The sequence below is a fragment of the Kingella kingae genome, assembly GCF_900475905.1.
Classification (GTDB): domain Bacteria; phylum Pseudomonadota; class Gammaproteobacteria; order Burkholderiales; family Neisseriaceae; genus Kingella; species Kingella kingae.
Map to the genome: position 1 here is coordinate 1,057,862 of NZ_LS483426.1, position 25,639 is coordinate 1,083,500.

The 25,639-nt window shown below is 47.2% G+C and carries 25 protein-coding genes and 1 pseudogene; 15 read left to right on the top strand and 11 right to left on the bottom strand.

Annotated elements, in window-relative coordinates; all coding sequences use genetic code 11:
- Nucleotides 1-132 precede the first annotated feature (132 nt).
- The 8 genes and pseudogenes from DQN52_RS05765 (at nucleotide 133) to DQN52_RS05805 (ending at nucleotide 7,760) form a co-directional block, all read left to right on the top strand.
- On the top strand, nucleotides 133-2,109 hold the full coding sequence (locus DQN52_RS05765) for a DNA topoisomerase IV subunit B (RefSeq protein ID WP_003785775.1): 1,977 nt from the start codon (nucleotides 133-135) through the stop codon (nucleotides 2,107-2,109).
- Between the two features lie 109 nt (nucleotides 2,110-2,218).
- Nucleotides 2,219-2,380 (top strand): SMI1/KNR4 family protein, encoded by a 162-nt coding sequence (locus DQN52_RS11315; protein ID WP_231954057.1) that lies wholly within the window; start codon nucleotides 2,219-2,221, stop codon nucleotides 2,378-2,380.
- A gap of 804 nt (nucleotides 2,381-3,184) precedes the next feature.
- Nucleotides 3,185-3,772 (top strand): annotated as a pseudogene (gene tehB / locus DQN52_RS05780) (tellurite resistance methyltransferase TehB); the annotation flags it as partial.
- Nucleotides 3,773-3,788: 16 nt separating this feature from the next.
- Nucleotides 3,789-4,898 (top strand): anhydro-N-acetylmuramic acid kinase, encoded by a 1,110-nt coding sequence (locus tag DQN52_RS05785; RefSeq protein WP_003785785.1) that lies wholly within the window; start codon nucleotides 3,789-3,791, stop codon nucleotides 4,896-4,898.
- 350 nt (nucleotides 4,899-5,248) lie between these two features.
- Nucleotides 5,249-5,629: a transporter substrate-binding domain-containing protein gene (locus DQN52_RS11475; RefSeq protein ID WP_003785786.1), complete on the top strand. Its 381-nt coding sequence runs from the start codon at nucleotides 5,249-5,251 to the stop codon at nucleotides 5,627-5,629.
- A complete protein-coding gene (locus DQN52_RS05795) occupies nucleotides 5,580-6,005 on the top strand; it encodes a transporter substrate-binding domain-containing protein (RefSeq protein ID WP_019389264.1) in 426 nt (141 codons plus the stop codon). The genes DQN52_RS11475 and DQN52_RS05795 overlap by 50 nt, the downstream gene beginning before the upstream one ends.
- 9 nt (nucleotides 6,006-6,014) lie before the next feature.
- On the top strand, nucleotides 6,015-6,872 hold the full coding sequence (locus DQN52_RS05800) for an RnfABCDGE type electron transport complex subunit B (protein WP_003785790.1): 858 nt from the start codon (nucleotides 6,015-6,017) through the stop codon (nucleotides 6,870-6,872).
- Nucleotides 6,873-6,890: 18 nt separating this feature from the next.
- The gene (locus DQN52_RS05805; RefSeq protein ID WP_003785792.1) at nucleotides 6,891-7,760 is read left to right on the top strand and encodes a ParB/RepB/Spo0J family partition protein; all 870 of its coding nucleotides are present in this window, start codon (nucleotides 6,891-6,893) and stop codon (nucleotides 7,758-7,760) included.
- Nucleotides 7,761-7,934: 174 nt separating this feature from the next.
- On the opposite strand, the gene DQN52_RS05810 is transcribed toward DQN52_RS05805, so the two are convergent.
- The 7 genes from DQN52_RS05810 to DQN52_RS05840 all read right to left on the bottom strand — a co-directional run bounded on the left by DQN52_RS05810 (nucleotide 7,935) and on the right by DQN52_RS05840 (nucleotide 13,448).
- Nucleotides 7,935-8,684, bottom strand: a complete 750-nt coding sequence (locus tag DQN52_RS05810; protein WP_003785795.1) for an amino acid ABC transporter ATP-binding protein — start codon at nucleotides 8,682-8,684, stop codon at nucleotides 7,935-7,937.
- A gap of 14 nt (nucleotides 8,685-8,698) precedes the next feature.
- Nucleotides 8,699-9,382, bottom strand: coding sequence for an amino acid ABC transporter permease (locus DQN52_RS05815; RefSeq protein ID WP_111694433.1), 684 nt, complete (start codon nucleotides 9,380-9,382; stop codon nucleotides 8,699-8,701).
- 160 nt (nucleotides 9,383-9,542) lie between these two features.
- Entirely contained in the window at nucleotides 9,543-10,400 is an 858-nt protein-coding gene (locus DQN52_RS05820) for an amino acid ABC transporter substrate-binding protein (protein ID WP_003785799.1), read from the bottom strand.
- Between the two features lie 102 nt (nucleotides 10,401-10,502).
- Nucleotides 10,503-11,531, bottom strand: a complete 1,029-nt coding sequence (gene trpD / locus DQN52_RS05825) for an anthranilate phosphoribosyltransferase (RefSeq protein WP_032827670.1) — start codon at nucleotides 11,529-11,531, stop codon at nucleotides 10,503-10,505.
- 94 nt (nucleotides 11,532-11,625) lie between these two features.
- Nucleotides 11,626-12,660 carry a dihydroorotase gene (gene pyrC, locus DQN52_RS05830; RefSeq protein WP_003785803.1) on the bottom strand — a complete coding sequence of 345 codons (1,035 nt, stop codon included), beginning with the start codon at nucleotides 12,658-12,660 and terminating at the stop codon, nucleotides 11,626-11,628.
- 9 nt (nucleotides 12,661-12,669) lie between these two features.
- Nucleotides 12,670-13,044, bottom strand: coding sequence for a hypothetical protein (locus DQN52_RS05835; RefSeq protein ID WP_003785805.1), 375 nt, complete (start codon nucleotides 13,042-13,044; stop codon nucleotides 12,670-12,672).
- 176 nt (nucleotides 13,045-13,220) lie between these two features.
- Nucleotides 13,221-13,448 carry a sulfurtransferase TusA family protein gene (locus DQN52_RS05840; protein WP_003785807.1) on the bottom strand — a complete coding sequence of 76 codons (228 nt, stop codon included), beginning with the start codon at nucleotides 13,446-13,448 and terminating at the stop codon, nucleotides 13,221-13,223.
- Between the two features lie 114 nt (nucleotides 13,449-13,562).
- On the opposite strand from DQN52_RS05840, the gene DQN52_RS05845 reads away from it, so the two are divergent.
- On the top strand, nucleotides 13,563-13,919 hold the full coding sequence (locus DQN52_RS05845; RefSeq protein ID WP_003785809.1) for a hypothetical protein: 357 nt from the start codon (nucleotides 13,563-13,565) through the stop codon (nucleotides 13,917-13,919).
- Nucleotides 13,920-13,971: 52 nt separating this feature from the next.
- Here DQN52_RS05845 and DQN52_RS05850 read toward each other — a convergent pair whose 3' ends face one another.
- The 3 genes from DQN52_RS05850 to glnD form a co-directional block, all read right to left on the bottom strand.
- A complete protein-coding gene (locus DQN52_RS05850) occupies nucleotides 13,972-14,259 on the bottom strand; it encodes a hypothetical protein (protein ID WP_003785811.1) in 288 nt (95 codons plus the stop codon).
- A gap of 117 nt (nucleotides 14,260-14,376) precedes the next feature.
- Nucleotides 14,377-15,441, bottom strand: coding sequence for a uroporphyrinogen decarboxylase (gene hemE, locus DQN52_RS05855; protein WP_003785813.1), 1,065 nt, complete (start codon nucleotides 15,439-15,441; stop codon nucleotides 14,377-14,379).
- A gap of 19 nt (nucleotides 15,442-15,460) precedes the next feature.
- Nucleotides 15,461-18,016: a [protein-PII] uridylyltransferase gene (gene glnD / locus DQN52_RS05860; protein WP_003785815.1), complete on the bottom strand. Its 2,556-nt coding sequence runs from the start codon at nucleotides 18,014-18,016 to the stop codon at nucleotides 15,461-15,463.
- A gap of 108 nt (nucleotides 18,017-18,124) precedes the next feature.
- On the opposite strand from glnD, the gene DQN52_RS05865 reads away from it, so the two are divergent.
- The 3 genes from DQN52_RS05865 to serB are packed head-to-tail and all read left to right on the top strand — an operon-like array spanning nucleotide 18,125 to nucleotide 20,658.
- Nucleotides 18,125-19,144, top strand: a complete 1,020-nt coding sequence (locus tag DQN52_RS05865) for a quinone-dependent dihydroorotate dehydrogenase (protein WP_003785818.1) — start codon at nucleotides 18,125-18,127, stop codon at nucleotides 19,142-19,144.
- A 19-nt stretch (nucleotides 19,145-19,163) separates the two neighbouring features.
- Nucleotides 19,164-19,787, top strand: a complete 624-nt coding sequence (locus DQN52_RS05870; RefSeq protein WP_003785819.1) for a fumarylacetoacetate hydrolase family protein — start codon at nucleotides 19,164-19,166, stop codon at nucleotides 19,785-19,787.
- Nucleotides 19,788-19,821: 34 nt separating this feature from the next.
- Nucleotides 19,822-20,658: a phosphoserine phosphatase SerB gene (gene serB, locus DQN52_RS05875; RefSeq protein ID WP_003785820.1), complete on the top strand. Its 837-nt coding sequence runs from the start codon at nucleotides 19,822-19,824 to the stop codon at nucleotides 20,656-20,658.
- Between the two features lie 75 nt (nucleotides 20,659-20,733).
- Here the strand turns inward: serB and DQN52_RS05880 are convergent, their stop codons facing one another.
- Entirely contained in the window at nucleotides 20,734-23,103 is a 2,370-nt protein-coding gene (locus tag DQN52_RS05880; protein ID WP_003785821.1) for a penicillin-binding protein 1A, read from the bottom strand.
- Between the two features lie 141 nt (nucleotides 23,104-23,244).
- Here DQN52_RS05880 and pilM point away from each other — a divergent pair, with 141 nt between their 5' ends.
- Genes pilM through DQN52_RS05895 form a run of 3 tightly spaced genes read left to right on the top strand, consistent with a single transcriptional unit; the run spans nucleotide 23,245 to nucleotide 25,635 of the window.
- Nucleotides 23,245-24,348, top strand: a complete 1,104-nt coding sequence (pilM, locus tag DQN52_RS05885; RefSeq protein WP_003785822.1) for a type IV pilus biogenesis protein PilM — start codon at nucleotides 23,245-23,247, stop codon at nucleotides 24,346-24,348.
- A 1-nt stretch (nucleotide 24,349) separates the two neighbouring features.
- The gene (locus DQN52_RS05890) at nucleotides 24,350-25,009 is read left to right on the top strand and encodes a PilN domain-containing protein (RefSeq protein ID WP_003785824.1); all 660 of its coding nucleotides are present in this window, start codon (nucleotides 24,350-24,352) and stop codon (nucleotides 25,007-25,009) included.
- Nucleotides 25,010-25,011: 2 nt separating this feature from the next.
- Entirely contained in the window at nucleotides 25,012-25,635 is a 624-nt protein-coding gene (locus DQN52_RS05895) for a type IV pilus inner membrane component PilO (RefSeq protein WP_003785825.1), read from the top strand.
- Nucleotides 25,636-25,639: the final 4 nt, after the last annotated feature.

Below are 25,639 nucleotides of genomic sequence, written 5' to 3' on the forward strand. Positions count from 1 at the left end.
TGTTAGGCTAACCAACACGCCAGCGCGAATTGTGCATCAAGCCAACAATCAATGCAATTTTTGTTCAAAAGCAGCCTGCACCCTAATTTTTGCTACAATACGCGCCATTTTGATGATTAACGACACACTATCATGACTCCAATTCCAGCTTATTCCGAATCCAGCATCAAAGTCTTAAAAGGGCTAGAACCCGTCAAAGAACGCCCCGGTATGTACACGCGCACCGACAGCCCAACCCACATCTGCCAAGAAGTGATAGACAACGCGGCAGACGAAGCCTTGGGCGGATTCGCCACTCAAATTGACGTGGCAATCCACGCGGACGGCTCGCTTTCCGTGCGCGACAATGGGCGCGGCATTCCCACAGGTTTGCACCCGATTGAGCAAATTCCCGTTGTGGAACTGGTATTTACGCAATTACACGCAGGTGGCAAATTCAACAAAAAATCAGGCAATGGCGCATATGCGTTTTCGGGTGGTTTGCACGGCGTGGGCGTGTCGGTAACGAATGCGCTTTCTACGCGCTTGGAAGTTACTGTAAAACGCGAAGGCAAAATTTCGCGCATCGTGTTTTCGGGCGGCGATGTGGTTGAACCGTTGGCGCAAATCGGCAAATGCGCGGCGAAAGACACAGGCACAGAAGTGCGCGTGTATCCTGACGCGAAATATTTTGAAAATCCGAATTACAGTATTGGCGAATTGGAACGCTTGTTACGCGCCAAAGCGGTTTTGTTACAAGGCGTTACGGTAACGCTAACCCGAGAAATCAAGGGGCTGCCTGAAAAACAAACGTGGCATTATCCGCAAGGTTTACGCAGTTATTTAGCGGATTTGCTGGAAAACGCGCAGGAAGCCGTGCCAATTTTCGCGACTGAAAATTATATTTCAGGCAGCCACGACGATTTTCAGGCAGGCGAAGGCGCGGCGTTTGCGCTGACTTGGTTGGAAGACGGCAGTTGCGCCAATGAAAGTTATGTGAATTTGATTCCGACACCGCTCGGCGGCACGCACGAAGCGGGTTTGAAGCAGGCTGCATTTAATGCGGTCAATAATTTCATCGCGCACCATAATTTGCTGCCGCGTGGCGTGAAATTGCAGAGTGATGATGTGTTTAGCCGCGTGGCGTTTGTGCTGTCGGCGCGTGTGCTTGACCCACAATTTCAGGGGCAAACGAAAGACAAATTGACCAACCGCGACGCGCTGAAATTGGTGGCGGCGGTGTCGGGCGACCCATTGGAATTGTGGCTCAATGAAAACGTGGAATTTGGCAAAAAAATTGCCGAATTGGCGATTCGTCAGGCGCAGGCGCGTATGCGTTCTGTGAAAAAAATTGAGAAGAAAAAGGGTTCGGGCGTTGCCGTTTTACCTGGGAAATTGACGGATTGCGAAAGCGAAGACGTGCGCGAAAATGAATTGTTTTTGGTAGAAGGCGATTCAGCTGGCGGTTCGGCGAAATTGGCGCGTGATAAAAGTTTTCAGGCTGTGTTGCCGTTGCGCGGTAAGGTGTTGAATAGCTTTGAAGTTCATCGCGACCAGTTGTTTGGCAATGCGGAAATCCACGATATTTCGGTGGCGATTGGCATTGACCCACACGGTAAAGATGATGATGTAGATTTGAGCGGTTTGCGTTATGGCAAAATTGCGATTTTGTCGGACGCGGACGTGGACGGTTCGCATATTCAGGTGTTGCTTTTGACGCTGTTTTATCGCCATTTCCCGAAATTGGTGGAATTGGGGCATATTTATGTGGCGCAACCGCCGCTGTTCCGCGTGGACGTGAACGCGCAAGGCAAAAACAAGCCAACGCGGAAATTGTACGCGCTAGACCAAGCGGAATTGGACGGCATTTTGGAACGCTTGAACGCGGAAAAAGTGCGCGAAACGGCGTATTCTATCAGCCGATTCAAAGGTTTGGGCGAGATGAATCCCGACCAACTGAAAGACACGACTTTGCACCCTGATACGCGCCGTTTGTTGCAAGTTCGCATTCCCGATGAAATGGAAGCGGCGACAGAAAGTGTGTTTTTGAAATTGATGGGCAAAGGCGAAGCGAGCAGCCGCCGCGCTTGGATGGAAGTGGAAGGGGATAAGGTGGAAGGGGATATTTGAGAAAATGGAGCGGTGGCAGCTTGCCGCCTGTTTCAGGCTGCCTGAAAAAGTTAATTTAGTAATGAATTTTGGGCTGCGCCACAACCTACGCTTACTGTAAAGACTGATTATGAATAAATTAGATTTGATAGTTCAATTTGAAGCGGAAAATAACGTTGTTTTCCCAAATTCTTATAAAGAAATATTACGAATTTTTAATAATTATATTATTTATGATTACCACATAACTGAATTAGGCATTAAAAAAAACAAAAGATTTAGAGTTTTATAGCATTTCACGCCTGTTTGAGAATATGGATAAAATACATAAATATCATCAGGTTATGATAGATGAAGTTTCTACCCAACTTATTGATTGCCAAAAAAACCTTTACATTTAGTTCATTGAGTGATGGGATTGAATTATTTTTTGATTTAAGAGATATGTCTGTTTGGAGATATTATTTTGATGATATAGTGAAATGAAATCGCAATAGTACAGCGTTGCCAACGCCCTTATGTGCTATTTGCACACGGCGAGCGTTGTCGCCTTGTCCTATTTTTATTTCATTTCACTATAATACCATTGCACAGATAGAGCCTAATTTTGAAACTTTGTTGAGCAAATCCAATTTGGTAACAAAAGATGGCGATTTAGTGAAAACCAGCGTAAATTAAGTCAAAACAATTGTGCAGGCTGCTTGGAAAATCGCCGTAGGTTAGACTGCAACCCAACAAAAGCAACCTGCAATATTTGGGCTATAGTGGATTAAATTTAGATTAGGACAAGGCGACAACGACCGCCGTGTACGCGTAATACATAAGGGAGTTGGCAACGCCGTACTAATCTAAATTTAAACCACTATACCAATTAAACAGCGCGTTTTGGCAAGCGGTTTGGATTGCTATTGGGCAGGTTTTTGGGCGTGTGGTTGGAACGGCGAATATCCGCAAGGCAAATTAGTCGCTTGTATCATAAAGTGAAATTGCTATAAATGATGAATTATTTTGCCGATTTGGTTTAAACTGCACCACAAAGCAGCCTGCACTTTCAATATTAACCTACTTTAAAAGGACTTTTATCATGCAAAACAAAGCAACTTATTTCAACGAAAAATACGGCATGACTGTAACCCATTCTGCCGTTGTCGCTGCGGTTGAACAACACGGCGTACAACCAACCACCGCGCTGGATTTGGGCTGCGGTCAAGGGAGAAACGCGCTGTATTTGGCGTTGAATGGTTTTGATGTAACGGCTTGCGATTACAATCCGAGTGGTGTGGCGCAACTGGCTGATTTAGCCGCGCACGAAAATTTATCTGTCAAAACATCAACCTACGATATGAACACGGCACAAATTCAAGGCGAATTTGGTTTGATGGTGGCGACGGTTGTGTTTATGTTTTTGCAACGCGAGCGTGTGCCAGTGATTTTGGCGGATATGCAAGCCAAAACGGTGGCAGGTGGCTACAACCTGATTGTGTCGGCAATGGATACGGCGGATTATCCGTGCCACATGCCGTTTTCGTTCACGTTCAAGGAAAACGAGTTGCGCGAATATTATGCGGATTGGGAATTGGTGAAATACCGCGAAGAAATCGGCTCAATGCACGCGCGTGATGCGGCTGGCAATCCAGTTCAGTTGAAATTTGTAACCATGTTGGCGCGTAAGCCGTTGGCATAAAAAAGCAGCCTGCACCATGAAAAATCGTTCTGAATACTATATCGGCATTATGTCTGGCACGAGCATGGACGGCGCAGACGCGGTGTTGATTCAAATGCAAGGCGCACAATGGCAAGCAGCCTGCGCTCATGCGTTTTTGCCCTATACCGATGATTTAAAACAGCGTTTGTTGGATTTACAAAACGTGGGGCAAAACGAATTGCACCGCAGTCAAATGTTGGCGCAAGAATTGGCGGATTTGTATGTCCAAGTCGTGCAAAATTTGTTGCAGCAAGCCAATGTGCAGGCTGCTTCGGTTCGCGCCATTGGCTGCCACGGTCAAACCATTCGCCACGCGCCCGAATGTGGATACAGTATTCAGTTGGTCAATTTGGCGCGATTGGCGGAACGCACGGGCATTTTCACGATTGGCGATTTTCGTAGTCGCGATTTGGCGGCAGGCGGACAAGGCGCACCGCTTGTGCCAGCGTTTCATCACGCCCTGTTTGCCGCACCCAACGAAACGCGCGTGTTGCTCAACATTGGCGGCATTGCCAACATTAGCGTGTTGCCGCCCGATGACGCGCCGTTTGGTTTTGACACAGGTGCAGGTAATATGTTGTTGGACGCATGGACGTGGGCAAACTGGTCGCAAGCCTATGACAAAAATGGCGAACGCGCCGCGCAAGGCAAAATTTTGCCCGATTTATTGCAACGGTTGTGCGCTCACCCCTATTTTGCCCAGCCCTATCCCAAATCCACAGGGCGAGAATTGTTTTCGCTCGCGTGGCTGCAATCGCATTTATCGGGCAATGAAGAGCCGCACGATGTATTGCGAACGCTGGTGCAATTTAGCGCACAAACCATTGCCGATGCGATTGAACAAGCAGCCTGCACCGCGCGTCATGTTTACGTTTGCGGCGGCGGCGTTGCCAATCCCACGCTGATGAGCAGCCTGCACACTTTGTTGGCGCAACAAAATCGCCAATGCCACAGCACCGATGTGTTGCAGCTCAATCCGCAATGGATAGAAGCGGCGGCATTTGCATGGTTGGCGGCGTGTTGGTGCAATCAAGTTCCCAGCAATCCACATCGCGCCACAGGGGCGAATCGTCCTGTGGTGTTGGGGGCGGGGTATTGGGCGTGATGTGAATATGCAGGCTGCTTTGTGATTTTGAAAATCGCAAAAGCAGCCTGCACATTTGGTTGATTTAAAGTGCAGGCTGCTTTGATTGTCGCAAAAACTGCAAAAAGCAGCCTGCATTGATGTGTAATTTCGCGTATCATGTCGGCTTTATTTTTTGGGCAGACATAGATAATAGCAAATCGCTTCACGCCCCATAAACAAGGAAAAAGACCATGAAATTATGGCATTTTGCCGTATGGTGCAGCGCGATTGGCTTGGGACTGACCGCGTGTAGCGAATCTATAGTGAATTAAATTTAGATTAGTACAGCGTTGCCAACTCCCTTATGTACTAGATGTACACGGCGGTCGTTGTCGCCTTGTCCTAATCTAAATTTAATCCACTATAAATCCACCGAAAATAAAATTGCGTCCGCCCCAGCCGCACCCACCGTTTATCGCGTTGCCACCGACCCGACTTATTCGCCATTTGAATTTGGGGGCGAACAAGGCAAGATGCAGGGCTTGGATATAGATATTTTGACCACCATCGCCAAAAAACAACAATTTGAAATCCAATTTTACGCACAAAAATGGGACGTTTTGCTCAACGAATTGCCCAGCAACCGTGCCGATATGGTTACAGGCGCATTGATTGCCAGCGACATCAACCCCCGAGTAAGCCGCGCTAAGCGAACCGTATATGCAATCCAAAAACTGCGTGGCAAGCATCGCCACCATACCGCCCGATAATTGGCAGGGCAACAGCAGCATCGCGATTGCCAACAACGAATCTTTGCACCAGCGTTTAATCGCACAATATGGTGTGCAAGAATCGCATTGCAACGCCACGCCGTTTGCTGCACTCAAAGCCGTTGTAGGCAAGGAAGCGAATGTGATTGTGTCTGACTGCGCGGTGCTGTTGTATCACATGACCAGCAATATGTTCAAAAGCTATCCACTCAAACGGCTGGCGTTAGCAGACCAAAGCGATGCCGACATCAACCTAGTGTTCGCCGTAAACACCCAACAGCCTGAATTATTAGCCACAATCAATGCAGGCATACAACAAATCAAGCAAAATGGCGAGCTAAAACGCATTTTGCACAAATGGCATATTCAACCATAGTCCAACACAATGAACCGTATTCAATCTATCAACGCCCTTTTGCCCCAAACTCAATGCCGAGAGTGCGGCTATGCAGGCTGCTTGCCCTATGCCACTGCCTTGGTAAACGACAACGCGTCCATCAATTTGTGTGCCCCTGGGGGACAAGAAGTGCTCAACGATTTGGCAACCGCGCTGCACCGCGAAACCACATCGCCCCAAAAATCGCACCAAAATGTGATTGCGTGGATTGACGAAGCCGTGTGCATTGGCTGCACCGCCTGTATTCGCGCTTGCCCTGTTGATGCGATTATGGGCGCGTCCAAACTGATGCACACCGTGCTTGCCGATGAATGCACAGGCTGCGGTTTGTGCGTTGCGCCTTGTCCTGTGGATTGCATTTATCTGCAACCCACCAAAGAAACCTATTTGCCGCAAGCGCGTTTTTTGGGCGATTCAGCAACGGGGGCGCGATTCACATCGGCACGTCATGCCCAAACGCGCTACGAAAACCGCATCGCTCGCCAGCAACGCCAAGAAGCCGAACGCAAACAGCAACACGCACAACGTGCCGCGCAAATCGCCCAAACCATGCAAGCAGCGTCCACCCAAAACAAAGTGCAGGCTGCTTCGGCAACCGCGCTCAATCCTGCCCAACTTATCGCGCAGGCAATGGCAAAAGCACAAGCCCAACAAAATCAGCGTGTTGTACCCAGTAATCACGATTCGTTCCGCGAACAGCAAGTGAAAGACGCGCAGAAAAAAGCCACCTATCGCCGTTATATGCGCGATGCTCAATACGGCAACGATGCCGAAAAAGCTACCGCGATTGCGTGGTTGCAACAATACAAAGCGGAGCAAGAAGCCATGCAGGCTGCTCAAAATTAAAAAATTAAAGGAAAACTTATGTCAAAAGCAAACAAAGGCGGTTTAGGGCGCGGCTTGGATTCGCTCATTGCCAGCAGCAACGCCAATTCACACAGTGATGACCAGTTGCGCCATATTCCTGTGTCGGCAATCAAACAAGGGCGTTACCAAGCGCGTGTGCAAATAGACGATGCCGCGTTGGCAGAACTTGCCGAATCGGTTAAAGCGCAAGGCATTATTCAGCCTGTGATTGTGCGTGAATACGGCTTGGACGGCTACGAACTGATTGCAGGCGAACGCCGTTGGCGCGCGGCGCAGTTAGCTGGATTAAGCGAGATTCCAGCGGTGGTCAAACACGCCAGCGACAAAGCTGTGATGGCGATGGGCTTGATTGAAAATATCCAGCGCGAAAACCTGAACCCGATTGAAGAAGCACAAGGTTTGCGCCGTTTGATTGATGAATTTGAATTAACGCACGAATACGTTGCCGAAGCGGTTGGACGCAGCCGCAGCGCGATTTCCAACAGTTTGCGCCTGCTAAAATTGCCCGAACCCGTGCAAGAAATGTTGTTCAACAAACATTTGGAAATGGGACACGCCCGTTCGCTTATCAATTTGCCTGTGAACGCGCAACTGGAATTGGCGAACAAAGCCGTAAAAAACGGTTGGTCAGTGCGAGAAATGGAACGTCGCAGCCAACAAGTCCAACAAGGCAAAACGCCTACGGCAAGCCAGCAAATTGACCCAGATGTGGTGCGCCTAACTGATGCGATTACCGAATCGCTGGGCGTGGCAACCGAAATCAAAACGCGCGACCGCAAAAAAGGCAAAATTGTGTTGCATTTTGATTCGGCGGACACGTTTGATGCGTTGATGAAGCGTTTGGGGATTGAATTGCCTGATGCGTAAATCAACATATAGTGGATTAAATTTAGATTAGGACAAGGCGACAACGACCGCCGTGTACACCTAGTACATAAGGGAGTTGGCAACGCTGTACCAATCTAAATTTAATTCACTATAAAAAAGCAGCCTGCACTTTTTGATTGATTCAAAGTGCAGGCTGCTTTGTCTATTTTTGCGTTATTCCGCCTTAATACGTCTCAAAAAGCTCTTCGTGCGTTCGTGTTGTGGATTGGCAAACAGCGTTTCAGGCGAGCCTTGTTCTACAATCACGCCACCGTCCATCACCACCACGACATCGGCAACGTCTAGTGCGAATTTGATTTCGTGTGTTACCACTACCATCGTCCAGCCTTCGTGCGCCAGTTCTTTCATCGTGTTCAACACGTCTTGCACCAATTCGGGGTCAAGCGCGGAAGTCGGCTCGTCAAACAACATCAATTCGGGCTGCAATGCCAAGGCGCGTGCAATGCCGACACGCTGTTGTTGTCCGCCCGATAATTGGAACGGATACAAGTCCACTTTATCGCCCAAACCCACTTTGTTGAGCAGGGCAAGGGCTTGTTCTTTGGCTTGTGCGGCGGATTTGCCTTGCACTTGCACAGGGGCTTCCATCACATTGCCCAACGCGGTTTTGTGCGGAAATAAATTGTATTGCTGAAACACCATGCCTGATTTGCGGCGTAATGCCAAAATTTCTTTTTTATTGGGCTTTTGGGCGAAATCAATGTGTAGTTTGGGTTCGTCTTCAAACGAAATCGTGCCTTGCTCGGGCATTTCCAAAGCGTTTAGGCAACGCAAAAACGTGGTTTTGCCCGAACCCGATGGCCCTAAAATCACGACTACTTGCCCTTTTTGAATGGTCAAATCAATGCCGCATAAAATGGTATTTTGTCCAAAAGTTTTGTGTATATTGCTGACTTTAATCATGATTTTTATCCTTTTTACTTGGCGATGTGGCGGTTAAAGCATTTTTCAATGCGCGATTGAATTGCAAATAAAATCATGCAGAAACACCAATAAACGCAGGCTGCTTCAATATAAATCGGCAAAAAGTCATACGATGAATTGGCGTATTGCTGTGCCACGCGGAATAATTCGGTTACGGTTACAACCGATGCCAGCGATGTATTTTTGAATAAGCCGATAAAATCGTTGCTCAATGGCGGAACGGCAACGCGAAAGGCTTGGGGCGCGACAATGCGGCGAAAGGTTTGCATATAAGTCATGCCAATGGAAAAACCTGCTTCCCATTGCCCTTTTGGCACAGACAAAATAGACGCGCGAATGGTCTCTGATGCGTATGCGCCCACGTTGAGCGAAAAGCCAATAATGGCGGCTGGAATCGGGTCAATAAAAATATTCAGCGCAGGCAAGCCATAGAACACAATGGAAATCTGCACCAACAAGGGCGTGCCGCGAATAATGGAAACATAGGTGCGGACGATGCCCAACAGAATTTTGTGTAACCAATTATCGGCTGGCGACACGCGCACCAACGCCACGCCGACAGCAATGATAATGCCGAAAATAAACGATGCCACCGCCAACGGAAAGGAAATAATGATGCCTGCTTTGACCATAGGCCAGAATGCGTCCATCATCAACTGGGCGCGGGTGTCGGTCATAAAGGGCAGGGACGCGAGTATTTTTTCTATCACAATAGGCTCTCAATCAACATAAAGAAGAGTGGATTATAAATGGTTTTTTATTTGGGTGCAGGCTGCTTTTTAAAGCCAAACGGACTTCATCAACCATGCGTATGAAGTCCGTTTGATGAATGCGCGATTATTTCACGCTAATGTCTTGACCGAAGAACTCTTCGCCCAATTTACGCAACGTGCCGTCTTTTTGCAGTTCAACCATTGCTGCGCTGATTTTTGCCAACGCTTCATCGTTGCCCTTGTTCAGAATCAAGCCTGCGCCTTTTTTCTCGGCAGACGGTGCAGTCCACACGATTTTTAAACCAGAATTCGGATTTTTCTTCAAGTAGTCCAAGAATGACAAGGTGTCGTTCAAGGTAACGTCTGCGCGTTTTTGTTGTACCAACGTAATTGCTTGTGCCATGCCGTCCACAGGCACGATTTCGGCTTCGGCTTTGACTGCGGTTTCGCCATAGTTGCTGCTCAATGTTTGTGCTGCGCGTAAACCTTTGATGCTAGACAAATCTTTAACTCGCGTTTCGTCTTCACGCGCCAAAATAGATGGACCGCTCCAACTGTATGGCTCGGCTTTGTCAAAAGTCGCTTGGCGTTCGGGCGAAGTCAAAGCCACTTGGTTGGCAACCAAATCAAAGCGACCGCCTTTTAAACCTGCCATCATTGCGTCCCATTGCGTTTCTTTAAATTCCACTTGCACGCCCAATTTGGCTGCAACTGCGCGGGTTACTTCCACATCGTAGCCAGTCAATTTGCCGCTGGCATCGTGGTAAGTATAGGGTGCGTATGTACCTTCTGTGCCGACTGTAATCACGCCTTTGTTGTTGATGCGTTCAATTAAGCTGCCGTTAGCTGTTGCCACAGTCGCTTCTGATGCGGCTGCAACTGGTGCAGAACCTTGTGCAGGCTGCTTGGTTTCTTGATTGGCTTGACCGCAAGCCGCCAACAACAAAGCCGTTGCCAAACTCAAAGATAATGGTTTCAACATGATGTGTGCGTCCTTATTAGAATGAGAAAGACGCGCATTGTACGCAAAAATATGCGCCTTATATAGATTATTTATTTATTTGGTTTATAAGCAGCCTGCACATCAAGCAGCCTGCGTCGCCGCCACCCATTGCTGCTGTTTTGCCAACGCCTTACCGCTGATTAAGGCTTCACGCGCCATGCTCACGCCATCGTGCAGGCTGCTTGCCACGTTTGCCGCATACAAACACGCCGCCGCGTTGAGCAACACAATGTCACGCGCCACATCGGGTGCAGCATTGTTCAACACCGCGTTCATCAACGCCAACGATTCGCTGGCATTGTTTACTTTCAGCGCGTCCAAATTCGCATAAACAGGCAAGCCAAATTCTTCGGGTGAGATGTCGTATTCACGGATTGTGCCGTTGTGCAATTCGGCAATGCGCGTTGAACCTGTTACCGTGATTTCGTCCAAGCCATCGCTGCCATGCACCACCAAAACGTGTTCCGAACCCAGTTGTTGCAACACACGCGACAAAATGCCACACAAGTCCACATGGAACACACCCAATAGTTGATTTTTCGCGCCAGCAGGATTGGTTAGCGAGCCCAGAATATTGAAAATCGTGCGAAAACCCAATGCCTTACGCACAGGCGCAACATAACGCATTGCCGTGTGATGATGTTGCGCGAACATAAATCCCACGCCACATTCGGCGATTTGCTGCGCGATGCGTTCGGGCGATTGCGCCAAGTTCACGCCCATTTGCTCCAACACATCAGCCGCACCGCTTGATGACGACACCGAACGTCCGCCGTGTTTTGCCACTTTTGCGCCAGCCGCCGCCGCTACAAACATAGACGTGGTAGAAATATTAAACGTTTTTGCACCATCGCCGCCTGTGCCAACAATGTCTACCAAATTTTGCGTAGATTGCGCAGGCACTTGCGTGGCAAATTCGCGCATCACGCTGGCGGCAGCGGCAATTTCCGACACCGTTTCTACTTTGACGCGCAAGCCAACCAAAATGCCTGCAATTTGTTCGGGCAACACTTCGCCACGCATGATTTGGCGCATTAAGTCTTGCATTTCGTCATAGAACAATTCGTTGTTGTCAATCAATCGGGCTAGGGCTTGTTGAGGGGTAATCATGTTGATTTCTTTCGTTGTGATGAATAAAGTAAACAAAATAAAAAAGCAGCCTGCATTTTTTTGATGCGTATAAATAATCAGTGCAGGCTGCTTTTTAGGCCACCACCGACCACGCAATCTCTTCGCCAGCGCACATTGGCACAACCTCAAACTCCCCAAACGCCACACTTTCAGGCACACGCTGCGGCTGTTTCGCCAATGTGATTGTGCGCGAATTTTCAGGCAGACCATAAAAATGCGCCCCGTTTTGGCTGGCAAACGCTTCCAGTTTATCCAACGCGCCAGCCTGTTCAAAAATCTGCGCGTACAACTCAATCGCCGTTATCGCGCTAAACATTCCTGCACAACCACAAGCATTTTCTTTCGCGTGTTTCGGGTGCGGCGCACTATCCGTTCCCAAGAAAAATTTGTGCGATTTGTCGCCAGTTACCGTGTCAATCAAGGCTTGGCGATGCGTTTCGCGTTTAATAATCGGCAAGCAATAAAAATGCGGACGAATGCCGCCCACTAAAATATGATTGCGGTTATACATCAAATGTTGCGGCGTAACCGTTGCTGCCACATTGTCGCCCGATTCGCAAACCAATTTTGCCGCTTCTGCAGTCGTAATGTGTTCAAAAACGACTTTTAAATTCGGTACTTGCGCCAAAACTGGTTTCATGATTTTTTCAATGAACACGGCTTCACGGTCAAAAATATCAATGTCCGCATCGGTAACTTCGCCATGCGCCAAAAACAAAATGCCCTGCGCCGCCATTTCCTGCAAAACGGGAATCAACTTAAATAAATCGGTTACGCCGCTATCGGAATTAGTCGTCGCGCCTGCTGGGTACAATTTGAACGCGACAATACCAGCCGCTTTTGCTTCCCGCACCAATTCGGGCGTGGTTTTGTCGGTCAAATACAAACACATCAACGGCTCAAATTCGCAATCGGCTGGCACGGCTGCCTGAATTTGCTGTTTGTATGCCAAGGCTTGTGCGACTGTGGTAACAGGCAGTTTCAAATTCGGCATAATCAAAGCGCGACCCATTTGACGCGCGGTGTACGGCACAACCGATTTCAACGCTTCGCCGTCACGGACGTGCAAATGGAAATCATCGGGCTGGATAATGGTTAGGGTTTGCATGGTTGCTCCTTATTTTTTAGCACAAACGGTTAAAGGCATATCAAATGAATCGAATTCTTGCTGGTTTACATTGACCACAAATTGCGCTCTTGACCAGCCAAGTGCTTTCATGTATTCCAATCCTTCGGTATCTTTGACGCAGCTACTGGTCATAACCATTAAACGTACAGCGGTACGAACCAACTGATTGGCTTCGGCATCTTGCAATTCATCAAAACGCTTTTCGGGAACGGTCATCGTCAAAGTGTATACCAACGCTTCTTTGCCCGAATCGCTTACCATCAATGAATCGATACCAGGTTTATTTTGCACTTGTTTTGTCATGTACACATTGGCAATCTTGACCATTAAATCGCGCAAATTCAGTTTGTCTTCTGCACTCATATTGGCTATTTGACTGACCCGTATGCTGGTGTTAGCAGATGATTCGCTGGTCGCTTTTTTTTGCCCACGCAAGTTGTGCTAGCATCAAAGCAATACATAAACCAGATAAAATATTCTTTAATTTCATGATGATTCCTTGTTAATCAAAAATAAAAAAGTGCAGGCTGCTTTTGCGATTATTTGCGTTTAACCACCAAAGTGAACACGCCATTTTCTTCGCTGCTTTGCAGCAGTTCGTGTCCTGTGTGTTTACAAAATGCGGCAAAGTCATCGGGCGCACCGGCATCGGTTGCCAGCACGGTCAAAATCGTGCCGCTGGGCAAGGTTGCCAATGCTTTTTTGGTACGCAAAATCGGGAGTGGGCATTTTAAGCCGCTTAAATCCAGTAAGGTTTCGTTGTTCATGTGCAGGTTGCTTTCGTTGAATTTTAAAGTTGCTACTTTGTCTAAATTTTGTTAAAATTTATTAAGATTATTGGTGAATAGTTTATAAAAAATAATAACTTGGAGATTTAAATCATGCCATTTCAAAAAAGTATTCAAATTTTGCAAAATATTGAAGGACTGGACGGCGCAATTATTGTCAATTTTCACAGCAAAGAACTGTTGGCAAAAACACCAAATTGTCGCTATCCGATTGAAAGCATCGTAGAAATTTGCGCTCGAACCATTACTAACCAACAACTGTGTATGCTGGATTTGGAATTGCACGATGTGGTAGAAAACATGGTAACGACCACGGCTACGTATCATTATATTCATTATTTGCCGTCTTATTTTGACAATGTGGTGATTTATGCCATTGTGCGCCGAACCGCGATGCTGCCGATTATTTTCCGTGCGCTGGAAGATGCAGGCGATGCAATGCGGAGTTAAATCCAGTATTTGTGCAGGCTGCTTTTGAATGTTCAAAGCAGCCTGCACTTTTTTATGCTTGATTTTTAAACCACATACCCAAGCCATAGCACAGAACGCCCAGTGCGCCAGATAGCAAAAACACCAGCCCTTTTTTGCGCGAATTGGGGCAAAAGTAATATATCGCCAAGCTGAAACTGAAAAAAATTGCTGCGGCAATCCAGCCGAGTTTGGGGCTGTCTTTGTAGCGGTCTAGCGTGTAGATTTCGCTCAACACGACATACATTTGCCACAAAACGGTAAAACTAATCAATGCGATACCGCTTAATAAAAATAAGGCGGCGTAGTCTAAATTGCTCATTTTGTTTACTCATTAAAAGCAGCTTACCCTTTTGTCCAAATTTTTGATTTGGGTATAAAAGGGGTATGCCGTAGGCAGGCATTTCCTTTTAAAACAAAAATTGCAGGCTGCTTTTTATTATTTCTGATGATATTGACGCGACAATTCGTGAACCGTATCCACCAAAATTTTCGCGTGTTCAGGGGCTGCGTGTTGGTTGATGCCGTGTCCCAAATTGAAAACGTGTCCCGAACCGTTGCCAAAATCCGCCAAAATTCGTGCTGCTTCTGCTTTAATCGCATCGGGCGTACCAAACAGCGCAAACGGGTCAAAATTGCCTTGCAACGCCACTTTGTCGCCCACACGCGCACGAGCTTGGGCGATATTCGTTGTCCAATCCAAGCCCAAAGCGTCCGCACCGCTTTGAGCCATGCTTTCCAGCCATTGACCGCCGCCTTTTGTGAACACAATCACAGGCACACAGCGATTTTCGTTTTCGCGTTTCAAACCGCTAATGATTTGTTTCATATAGCGCAAACTGAACGCTTGGAACGCGACATCGCTCAACACGCCACCCCAAGTATCAAAAATTTGCACCGCTTGTGCGCCGTGTGCGATTTGTTCGTTTAAATACGCGGTTACGGCTTGCGCGTTCACGTCCAAGATTTTGTGCAACAAATCGGGGCGGCTGTACATCATGGTTTTAATCGTGCGAAATTCTTTGCTGCTGCCGCCTTCCACCATGTAACACGCCAAGGTAAACGGGCTGCCCGAAAAACCAATCAACGGCACGCGACCATTCAATGCGCTGCGAATGGATTTTACTGCGTCAAACACATAGCGCAAATTCGCCATATCAGGCACGCGCAGCGCGTTTACATCGGCTTCGGTTTGGATTGGTTTGGTGAACTTTGGGCCTTCGCCTGTTTCAAAATACAAGCCCAAACCCATTGCATCAGGCACAGTCAAAATGTCAGAAAACAAAATCGCCGCGTCCAAATCAAAGCGTTCTAGCGGCTGAATGGTGACTTCGGTGGCGAAATCGGTGTTTTTGCACAAATCCATAAATCCGCCAGCTTGGGCGCGAGTGGCGCGGTATTCTGGCAAATAGCGTCCTGCTTGGCGCATCATCCAAATGGGTGTGTAATCAACAGGTTGGCGCAACAAGGCGCGGAGAAAAGTGTCGTTGTGTAAGGGTGTCATGGTGTTACATTCCGTTGCGTTAAGAGCGCGAATTATAGCAGTTTTTGGTGCAGGCTGCCTGCAAGTCGTGCTGCAACTGTTGGCGTTGGCTGGCTTGGCTCAACTGCGCGGCGTGCACCACAAACAAGTCTTCGGCGCGGTCGGCAAGCGTGGTAATTTTGGCGTATTGAATGTTGATGCCGTGTTGCGCCATCACTTCGCTTAAATCGGCAAGCAAATAGGGGCGATTGGCGGCAACAATGTCCAACGTGTAAAGCGCGGGATTGGTTTCGTGCGCTTCCAAAATAATGTGCGGCGCAATCGGCTGCCAACGGGCGCGGCGGCTGGGTTGCGATTGTCGCGTTTTATTAGGCAACCACGTTTGCGCGATAAATTGCGATAGCGCAAGTTGCAGGCTGCTTTGTATGCGTTCGGCATCGCTTTCTTGCGCTTGTTCGGGCAAATTAACCACAAAAGTATTGAGCGCGTATCGGTGCGAGGTGGTAAAAATCCGTGCGGCAACAATGTCTAAATTTTGCTGACTAAATAGCTGGCAAAGCTGGGTAAACAAGCGGTCGCGGTCGGGCAAATACACAAATAATTGCAGGCTGCCTTCGGCTTGGTGCGGACGAATGGCAAACGTGGGCGTGTCGGGTTGTTTAAGCAAATGCGGCAACTGCCATTGGCCGATATTGCTCGGGTGTCGCGCAAAATAGGCATCGCCCAAACGCGCAAATAATTGGCGAATATCGGACGGCGCGTAATCTTGTTGGCGCAAATAATGAAACGCGATTTCTTGTTGATTATCGGGCAACACGCAATGCAGGCTGCCTGATAATTCGGCGCGAGTGGCGTGATACAGCGTTTGCAACAACTGCGCTTTCCAAGTGTTCCAAATTTTGGGATTCGTGCCACGCATATCGGCAACGGTGAGCAAATACAGTGCGTTCAAACGTTCAAAGGTTTGCACTTTTTGGGCGAACTGGCGCACTACTTCTGGGTCTTGAATGTCTTGTTTTTGCGCGGTTAAAGACATCAACAAATGCTCTTGCACCAGCCATGCTAACATTTCACTCTCTTCGGCTGGCAAATGGTGGTCGGCAGCAAAACGCAGGGCATCGGTAACGCCCAATTTGGCATGGTCGCCATTTCTGCCTTTGGCGATGTCGTGAAACAGTGCCGCCAAATACAGCAAATGTGGTCGCGTGAAGCGTTGCATCAGGTTGCTGGCAAACGGCAATTCATCGCTAAATTGCTCCATCGTTAAACGGCGCATATTGCGAAGCACCATTAAGATATGGTCGTCCACAGGATAAATGTGGAACAAATCGTGCTGCAACAGACCCACAATTTTGTGCCAATCGGGCAAGTATCGCGCCAACATGCCGTATAAATTCAAAAAACGCATAATCCGCGTTAAGCCTGCGCCTGCTTTGAAAAACGTCAAAAATTGGGCGCGATGTTGTTCGTTGGCATAAAACGAATCGTCTATATGGCGCACCGTTGCCCACCATGCACGCAAGGTTTTGGGCGCAATGCCGTCTAAATCGCGCCGACTTTGCCAAATTTGCAATATCGTGAACAAATGTGCAGGCTGCTTTTGAAACAACTGCAAATCTTTGGCGGCGATTTTGTTGCCTACTTGAAAATAATGCGCGTCCAAATCATGCACCATGCGCGGCAAACTGGACGACACGCGCCCACGCAACATCGGAATCAAAATGCCGTTGAGCTGCATCACAGTTTTGGCGGTGCGATAACAATCACGCATCAAGCGTTCTATGCCTGCTTGTTTATCGGGGCGACACAAATCGCGGTTTTGCGCCAATGTGCTTTGTAAATCAAAAATTAAGCGGTCTTCTTCACGCCCTGCTGCCAAGTGCAATTCAATGCGAATTTGTGCCAAATGCCGATGACTGCTGCGGAGCAAACCTGCTTCAATGCGTGTGATAATTTTGTCGCGCGACAAGGCATAAAAATCAGTTGGTAAACCTTGCGCTCGAGCAAGCCACATCATCGTGTGAATATCGCGCAAGCAGCCTGCACCGTTTTTGATGTTCGGTTCAAGCGGCAAACCTTGATATTTATCGTGGCGATATTGCATTTCCAGCAGCTTGCTATCTATGAACGCCACCACATTGCGTTGGGCGTTCCAATGCGCGATAACTTGTTGTGCGAACGCCGCATCGCCGCACAAAAATCGCGCTTCCAAAAACGCCGTGTTGGCAGTCAAATCTTGCTCGGCAGCGGCAGATAATTGGTGCAGGCTGCCTGTTTTAACGGCTGGCGTTAATTGCGCGTCCCACATTTGTTGCACAAATTGTGCCACTTTTTCTTGTTCGGCATCGGGCAACGGTTCGGGCGACACGATTGCCAAATCCACATCGGAATGCGGATACAATTCGCCACGCCCATAGCCACCAATCGCCAACAAACAGCACGATGACGACACATTCTGCGCCTGCCAAATTTGCTGTACAAACGTGTCCATTGCCTGCGTGTGGGCGCGAAAAAACAAGCGCGGCTGGCGATTGAGCAAATATTGTTCAATCGCCAGCCATTTTTGTTGTTGGAATTGGTCTTGGTAGTGGGTCATGGTGGTATCTCGTCATTTCACTGTATGTAGATTAAGTGGCAACATCATAGCAAAAAGCAGCCTGCACAGGTAAAATCGCCGTTTTCTTAACTGTGCAGGCTGCTTTTTATGCTATACGATTTAATCCGCCCTTTGGTTTTCAATTTTGACCCCGAACAAGCGCATGGCTTAACGCTCAAAACTTTGGCGCGTGCCGAAAAATGTGGCGTGTTGCCGTGTGTTAATCCACACACGCAACCGACTACGCTCATGGGTTTGGCGTTGCCCAATCCGATTGGTTTAGCGGCTGGCATGGACAAAAATGGCGAGTGCATAGATGGTTTGGCGGCATTGGGATTTGGCTTTATAGAAATCGGCACGGTTACGCCACGTCCGCAAGCAGGCAACCCCAAACTGCGCCTGTTTCGCTTGCCCGAGCACCAAGCCATTATCAACCGCATGGGCTTCAACAACGATGGCATAGACCAGATGATTCGCAATATTGCGCGTTCACAATATCGTGGCGTACTGGGCATCAACATCGGCAAAAACGCGACCACGCCCATTGAAAACGCCGCCGATGATTATTTGATTTGCTTGGAAAAAGCCTATGCCCACGCATCGTATATCACGGTAAACATTTCATCGCCCAACACGCAAAACTTACGCTCTTTGCAAGGCGGCGACGAGTTGAGCAAATTATTAACCGCACTCAAAAACAAGCAGGCTGCTTTGGCAACGCAACACAGCCGCTATGTGCCGCTGGCGGTCAAAATCGCGCCCGATTTGGACGAAGCGCAAATTGCCGACATCGCCCATGTGGTGCTGCAAACTGAAATGGACGGCATCATCGCCACCAACACCACGATTGACAAATCCGCATTGGGCGCATCGCCTTTGGCACAAGAAGCAGGCGGATTGAGCGGCGCACCCGTGCGTGAACCGAGCAATCGCGTGTTGAAAGCGTTGGCGCAAGAATTGGCTAGCAAAGTGCCGATTATTGGCGCAGGTGGCGTGTTGAGCGGTAAAGATGCTGCCGAAAAAATCCAACTGGGCGCAACCGCCGTGCAGATTTACAGCGGCATGGTGTATCGCGGACCCGAGCTGGTTAAGGAATGTTTGACGGCGGTGCAGGCTGCTTCGGTTTAATCGCACAAAAGAAAAAAACATGCTACCCATCAACACTATTTACTGCATTGGTCGCAACTATGTCGCCCACATTGCCGAACTCAACAGTGAAACGCCAACCGAACCGCTCATTTTTCTCAAACCCAACAGCAGCGTTTTGGCTGGCAACGTCATCACGCTGCCTGCATTTAGTCAAAATGTGCATTACGAAACCGAATTGGTGGTACAAATCGGACAAGATTGCGAGCAAATCGCGCCCGAAAACGCCATGTCGCTGATTAGCGCGTATGCCGTGGGCTTGGATTTGACCGCGCGAGATGTGCAAGCCGAAGTCAAGCAAAAAGGCTTGCCGTGGACAAAAGCCAAAGCCTTCAAAGGTGCAGCCTGCTTGTCCGACTGGGTGGCCGCCGATAAATTGCCCAGCAACAGCGCGATTGAGTTCACCTTAACGGTAAACGGCGAGCCAAAACAACACGGCAACACCAGTTTGATGATTGATTCGCTACCATTTTTGATTAGCTATTTGGCGGATTTATATGGCTTGAAACGCGGCGATATTGTGTTTACAGGCACACCAGCAGGCGTGGGGCAGCTGCATTCGGTCGATGTGTTGGAGCTGGATTTACATCACAGCTTGGCAACGGCGCGATTTGAAGTGGCGTAATACTGCGACAATTTTCTATCAACAGGAGTAACTCATGTCTCACGTTTTGGTCATTCAACACCCCAATTTGGCGCAATTATCGCTGCCGCACACACAACAGCAATTTGACATCGCCCAACACACTAACGGCAACATTGCGCGTATTCCATTGAACGCAGCAATCGATTTACCCGATGCCGTTCGCATCGAATTGCAGGCTGCTTGTGCCGATTTTGGCGTGTTGCCCGACTGTGCGTTTGGCGACATCAAATTGATTGTGAGCGACATGGACAGCACGCTCATCACGATTGAATGTATAGACGAAATCGCGGCGCAAGCTGGGTTAAAAGAGCAAGTGGCAGAGATTACCGAACGCGCCATGCGTGGCGAATTGGATTTTGAACAATCGCTGCGCAGCCGTGTCGCGCTGCTCAAAGGCATATCCGAAAGCAGCCTGCAAACCGTGTATGACCGCGTTTTGCAATTAAGCGAAGGGGCGGAATTTTTGTTACAAGAATGCCACAAATACGGCGTAACCTTTGTGTTGGTGTCGGGCGGATTCACGTTTTTTACCAACCAACTCAAACAGCGATTGGGTTTTGAACACGCTTTTGCCAACGAATTGGAAGTGGAAAATGGATTGCTCACAGGGCGCGTGCTGGGCAGAGTGATAGACGCGCAAGCCAAAGCCGAGATTTTGGCGCGATTTCGCACACAACTGGGCTGCGAAGTCGCGCAAACGGTGGCGATTGGCGATGGCGCAAACGATATTCCCATGTTGAAAGCCGCGGGTTTAGGCGTGGCGTATCATGCCAAACCGAAAACCCAAGCTGTTGCCGATTTGGCGATTAACCATTTGGGTTTACAGGCTTTGCGTGGGTGGTTTAGATAAGCGTGAACATAAAAAAAGTGCAGGCTGCTTTTGAGTGTATTTCAAAAGCAGCCTGCACTTTGTTTAGGCAATCAATTAGAATAAATCGCCCGTTGCATCGGTAGCAGGTGCAGCACCTGTATTGCGATTACCACCCGAATTGTTGCGTCTGTTGCCAGTAGATTCTGGCGCAGGCGCAGGAGTTTCGGTGTTGCTATTTTGTGGCACTGCTGGTGTATTGGTTACACCAACTGGTGCGTCGCCTTCCAACGCGGTTTCATTGACGATTTCTTCTGTATCGGCATTGCGTGCAGCAGGAACATTAGAAATACCTGCAAAGTCGCGCTGTTTCACACCGTTTAAGGCATAACGCATATAGTTAATCCAAATCGGTAAAGCCAGTGTACCACCAAAGCCACGTCGTCCCATGCTTCTTGGCTTGTCGTAGCCCACATAAACAGCCGTCACAATTTTGGGGGTGTAGCCGACAAACCATGCGTCTTTAAAGTCATTGGTTGTACCCGTTTTACCCGCAACATCACTGCGATTTAAAGACAAGGCAGCGCGTGCTGTGCCGCGTTGTACCACATCACGCAAAATAGAATTCATGGTCGCTGCATTGCCTGCTGCAATCACACGAGTAGCATTTTGACCTGCTACCAAAGGTTGCATTTGTGCAACCAAATTGTCTTTGCTGTCATAAATTTTATCCAAAATATGAGTCGCAATTTTGTAGCCACCATTGGCAAAAACAGCATAGCCTTCTGCCATTTGCAATGGTGTGGCTTGACCTGCACCCAATGCCAAAGATAAAGTGGTTGGTATTTGGTCAGGTTTAAAACCAAAGTTTTTGGCAATGTAATCACGCGCATAGCGAACACCCATGGTTTGTAAGATGCGAACGGAAACAGTATTTTTGGAGCGCGTCAATGCAGAGCGTAGTGTAATCATGCCAGCATAATTACCGTCCGAGTTTTTAGGTTGCCAGCCTGCAATATTGAGTGGCGCATCTTCTACCATGGTTTCAGCGTTATAGCCTTTCGCTAAAAATGCAGAGTAAACAAAGGGTTTAAAGGTTGAGCCAGGTTGGCGAATGCCTTGTGCAGCACGGTTAAAACTTTTGTAGTGGAAGTCGTAACCACCCACCATGGCACGAATTGCGCCTGTTTCTGCGTCAATCGATACCAATGCACCTTGGATTTCGGGTTGTTGTGTAATAATCCAGCCATTGCCCGATTTGCTTACTCGAATCATCGAACCGACTTTAAGCGCGGTATCACCAGCTTTTTCGCTATTGATAAAGTTTCTGGCTGCACCTAATCTTCCAGCAGAAATGCTTGCTTTCTTGCCGCCAGCCATATAAAACGTGATGCCATTTTTGGTGCTGGCTTGCGTAATAATGGCAGGAATCAAGCCTTCTACTGTATAAGTGTTGGACAAAAATTGCTCGATTTCTGTTTCCATATTTTCTTCGGTAACATGGCTTAAATCTAATTGCTGTTCTGCGCCACGATATGCGCTGCCACGGTCAAATGAGCGCAAAGCACTGCGTAAAGCGCGTGTGGCTGAAGCTTGTTGTTTGGAATCAACAGTTGTGTAAACTTTGAAGCCACGTGTATAGGCATCTTCGCCGTATCGAGCATACAAATCTTGTCGCGCCATTTCTGCAACGTATAACGAATCTTGGTTAATATCTATTCGATGACGTTCATAGTGCAATTTTTCTGCCAGTGCTTCTTGATGCTGGGTGGGGGTAATCATGCCCAATTCAAGCATATTATTTAAAATATACTCTTGGCGTAGGCGCGCTCTTTCTGGATTGACAATCGGATTGAATGCAGAAGGTGCTTTGGGTAGCCCCGCCAAAATGCTTGCTTCTGCCAAAGTTAAATCGTTTACATCTTTATTGAAGTAGATTTTGGCTGCCGAAGCAAAACCATAAGCGCGTTGTCCAAGATAAATTTGGTTGAAATACAGTTCCAAAATTTGGTCTTTGGTTAGCGTGCGTTCAATTTTGTATGCTAATAACGCTTCGTTAAACTTACGGGTTAGCGTGCGTTCATTGGTTAAATAAAAATTGCGTGCGACTTGTTGTGTAATCGTACTTGCGCCAGATTGCACGCCACCAGATTGCAAGTTACCAATAACAGCACGAGCAATACCAATTAAATCCACTCCCCAGTGTTCACGGAAACGCTTATCTTCGGCTGCAATAACCGCATTTTTAAGATTTTCTGGAAAAAGATTGATGGTTGTGAAAGCACGACGTTCATCGCCATAAGTGCCGATAATCACATTATCAGAAGAATAGATGGTTAAGGGTTCTTTGGGTTGGTAGTTTCGCACTTGGCTTAACTCGGGCAGTTTAGGGTAAGTGACCAAAACTGCAACAGCAATAAGCCCAATTGCAAATAAAAATAAGCCAAATAATAGGCCAAATAAAGTGGTAAGCAAGTTTTTAATCATGATTTTCCGTTTAATTTAAATTAAAGTTGCCATTTGTTTTTTAAAATAAAGTAAAATAACTCATGTCTTTTGTTATTTAAGTAAACCTAAACAGCAGGCTGCATTATAAATGTTTTATGCCTAGAGTAAGGATTTAAAATTATGCGTTTTAAAAAAACTGAAAAAAATACAAGCAATAAAGCTGCAAACGCTACCAGTGGACGTAGTGTAATTGGCTTAGATATCGGACAGGGTGGTATCCGTATGGTACAGCTATCTGGTCGTAGTTTAAGCCAGGTGCAGTTAGAGAAATATGCGATGGTAACCCTGCCTAGCAATGTAATTTCTGGTACAGAAGTGGTCGATTTCGAGCAGCTTGTCTCTCATTTGCAACAATGCTACAGCAAGCTGAAAACGAATTGCAAACAGGTTAATATTTCTTTACCCACTAGCTCAGTTACGATTGAAGATGATGTTCGCTTCAATCCGGAGGAGAGCGAAATTTCGTTGCAAGAAATGGTGGAGTCGGAAGTGAGCCGTGTAGGTGCTTTGGATTCGATGAATTACGACTGGTACGAAATGTCGCAAAACGCCAAAACTGGCGAGCAGCGTATTTTGGTGGTAGCGGCTAAAACAGAAGATGTAGATCGCTGTTCTGATTTATTGGATGAAATTGGTTTGCAAGCAACTAATGTTGATGTGGATTTGTTTGCGATTGCTAATGCCTTTGCATACGCAGACCAAGGTGAACAATTTGCGGATAGCAAGGTTTTGTTGGTTGATGTGGGTGATGTTAATATGCGTGCATTGGTAGTAGAAAAAGGTACGATTTTATTCCGCCACGAAAGCCACTTGGGTTTGGAGCAGTTGGTTCAGTTGGTGCAACGCAATTATCAATGCGGTGATGCTGAGGCTTTAGCTATGATTTATGGTGAAATGGGTCGCCCAGCTGATTATCATAATATGATTACTCATGATTTTAATATGCAAATTGCTCAAGAAGTGCAACGTGCATTGCAATTTTTCTTAGCGACGCAAAGTATGGATCAAGGGAATGATATTAGACAGATTTTTGTTAGTGGTGTAGGTTGTACAGGTGCGGCTGGTTTGGATGATGCGATTTATGCTCAAACCAGTATCGCGACTCAGCAGATTGCGCCAGCTTCGCTTGCTGTAAATAAATTAAAAACAGATGAAGCAAGATTTGCACAAGATGCAAATTCTTTAACAATGGCATTTGGTTTGGCATTGAGAGGGTTGGTTTAATATGAATTTGATTAAGATTAACTTGCTTCCCTATCGTGAGATGGAAGAGCAAAAGAAAAAGAAACAATTTCGAACAATCATGGTAATTGGTGCAGCAGCAGGTTTGGTTGCTGCGGGTCTGATTTACTCATCATTGGCTGGTATGATACTGAATCAGCAGGGGCGTAACGAAAGTTTGCAGGCTGGTATTGCCACGCTAGATAAAGAATTGGAAGAAATTAAAACGCTCAATGAGCAAAAACGTAATTTTTTGGAACGTCGTCAACGTATCGCAGAATTGGATAATAAGCGATTTGAGGGTGCGCGAATTATTGATACATTAAATCAACTTGTTCCCGACGGTGCTTATTTGTTGTCTTTGAAAGGCGATGCTTCTAAGAATTTGGTAAGTAATAAGTATGCTATTACTGGTAAAGCGATTAGCGATAACAAAGTTGCTGTTTTAATGACTGCTTTACCAAGTACGGGTATTTTTGAACAGCCAGAATTGGTGAAAATTGAAAAAACCGATGATGGTCAACAATTTATCTTGAATGCATTATTATTGGAACAAAAAGTGATTGTTCCTGATGTGGTGGGTGGTGGTGCATCTGTTTCATCAGGTGCAGCAGCTGCGTCGGTAACATCAACACCTGCTACAAGTGCATCGGGAGGTAAATAAAGATGAGTAATAAATTTGATATCAATAAGTTGCACTTACAACCTAAACCTGTTCAGTTTTTAGCTGCGATTGTTGTGGCGGTGGTGTTGGTGGTAATCGGTTATTTTGTGTTTTTCCAGACTCAATGGACTGAATTAACTGATGCGCAAGCAAAAGAAGAAGAGTTAAAAACAGAATATTCTGAAAAAAGTATTCGTGCTGCGAGCTTGGATAATTTGAAATTGGAATTGCAACAAATTGAGGCATCAACCCAAGTTCTGTTAAAGCAATTACCAACAAGTGCAGAAATTCCAACGTTAATTCAGGAGCTGCATCAGGCTGCTGCAAAAAATGGTTTGACCATGAGTGCTATTGCACCTGAACAAAAAGTGACGGAAGGTCCTGTGGAGCGCTTGCCATTCAGTATTTCTGTTGCGGGCAATTATGATCAAATTGCACAATTTGTTCGAGATGTGGGGCAAATGTCGCGCATTGTGACTTTGGCAAATATTTCTTTATCACAAGCAACAGATGATAAGAACAAAGGTCAAGGCAAATTAGTATTTACAGCGATGGCGAATACGTATAAAGCTTTGGATGTTTCGGAAATGGCTTCAGCAGCAAGTGCTGCATCTGCGGCCAAGTAGTATC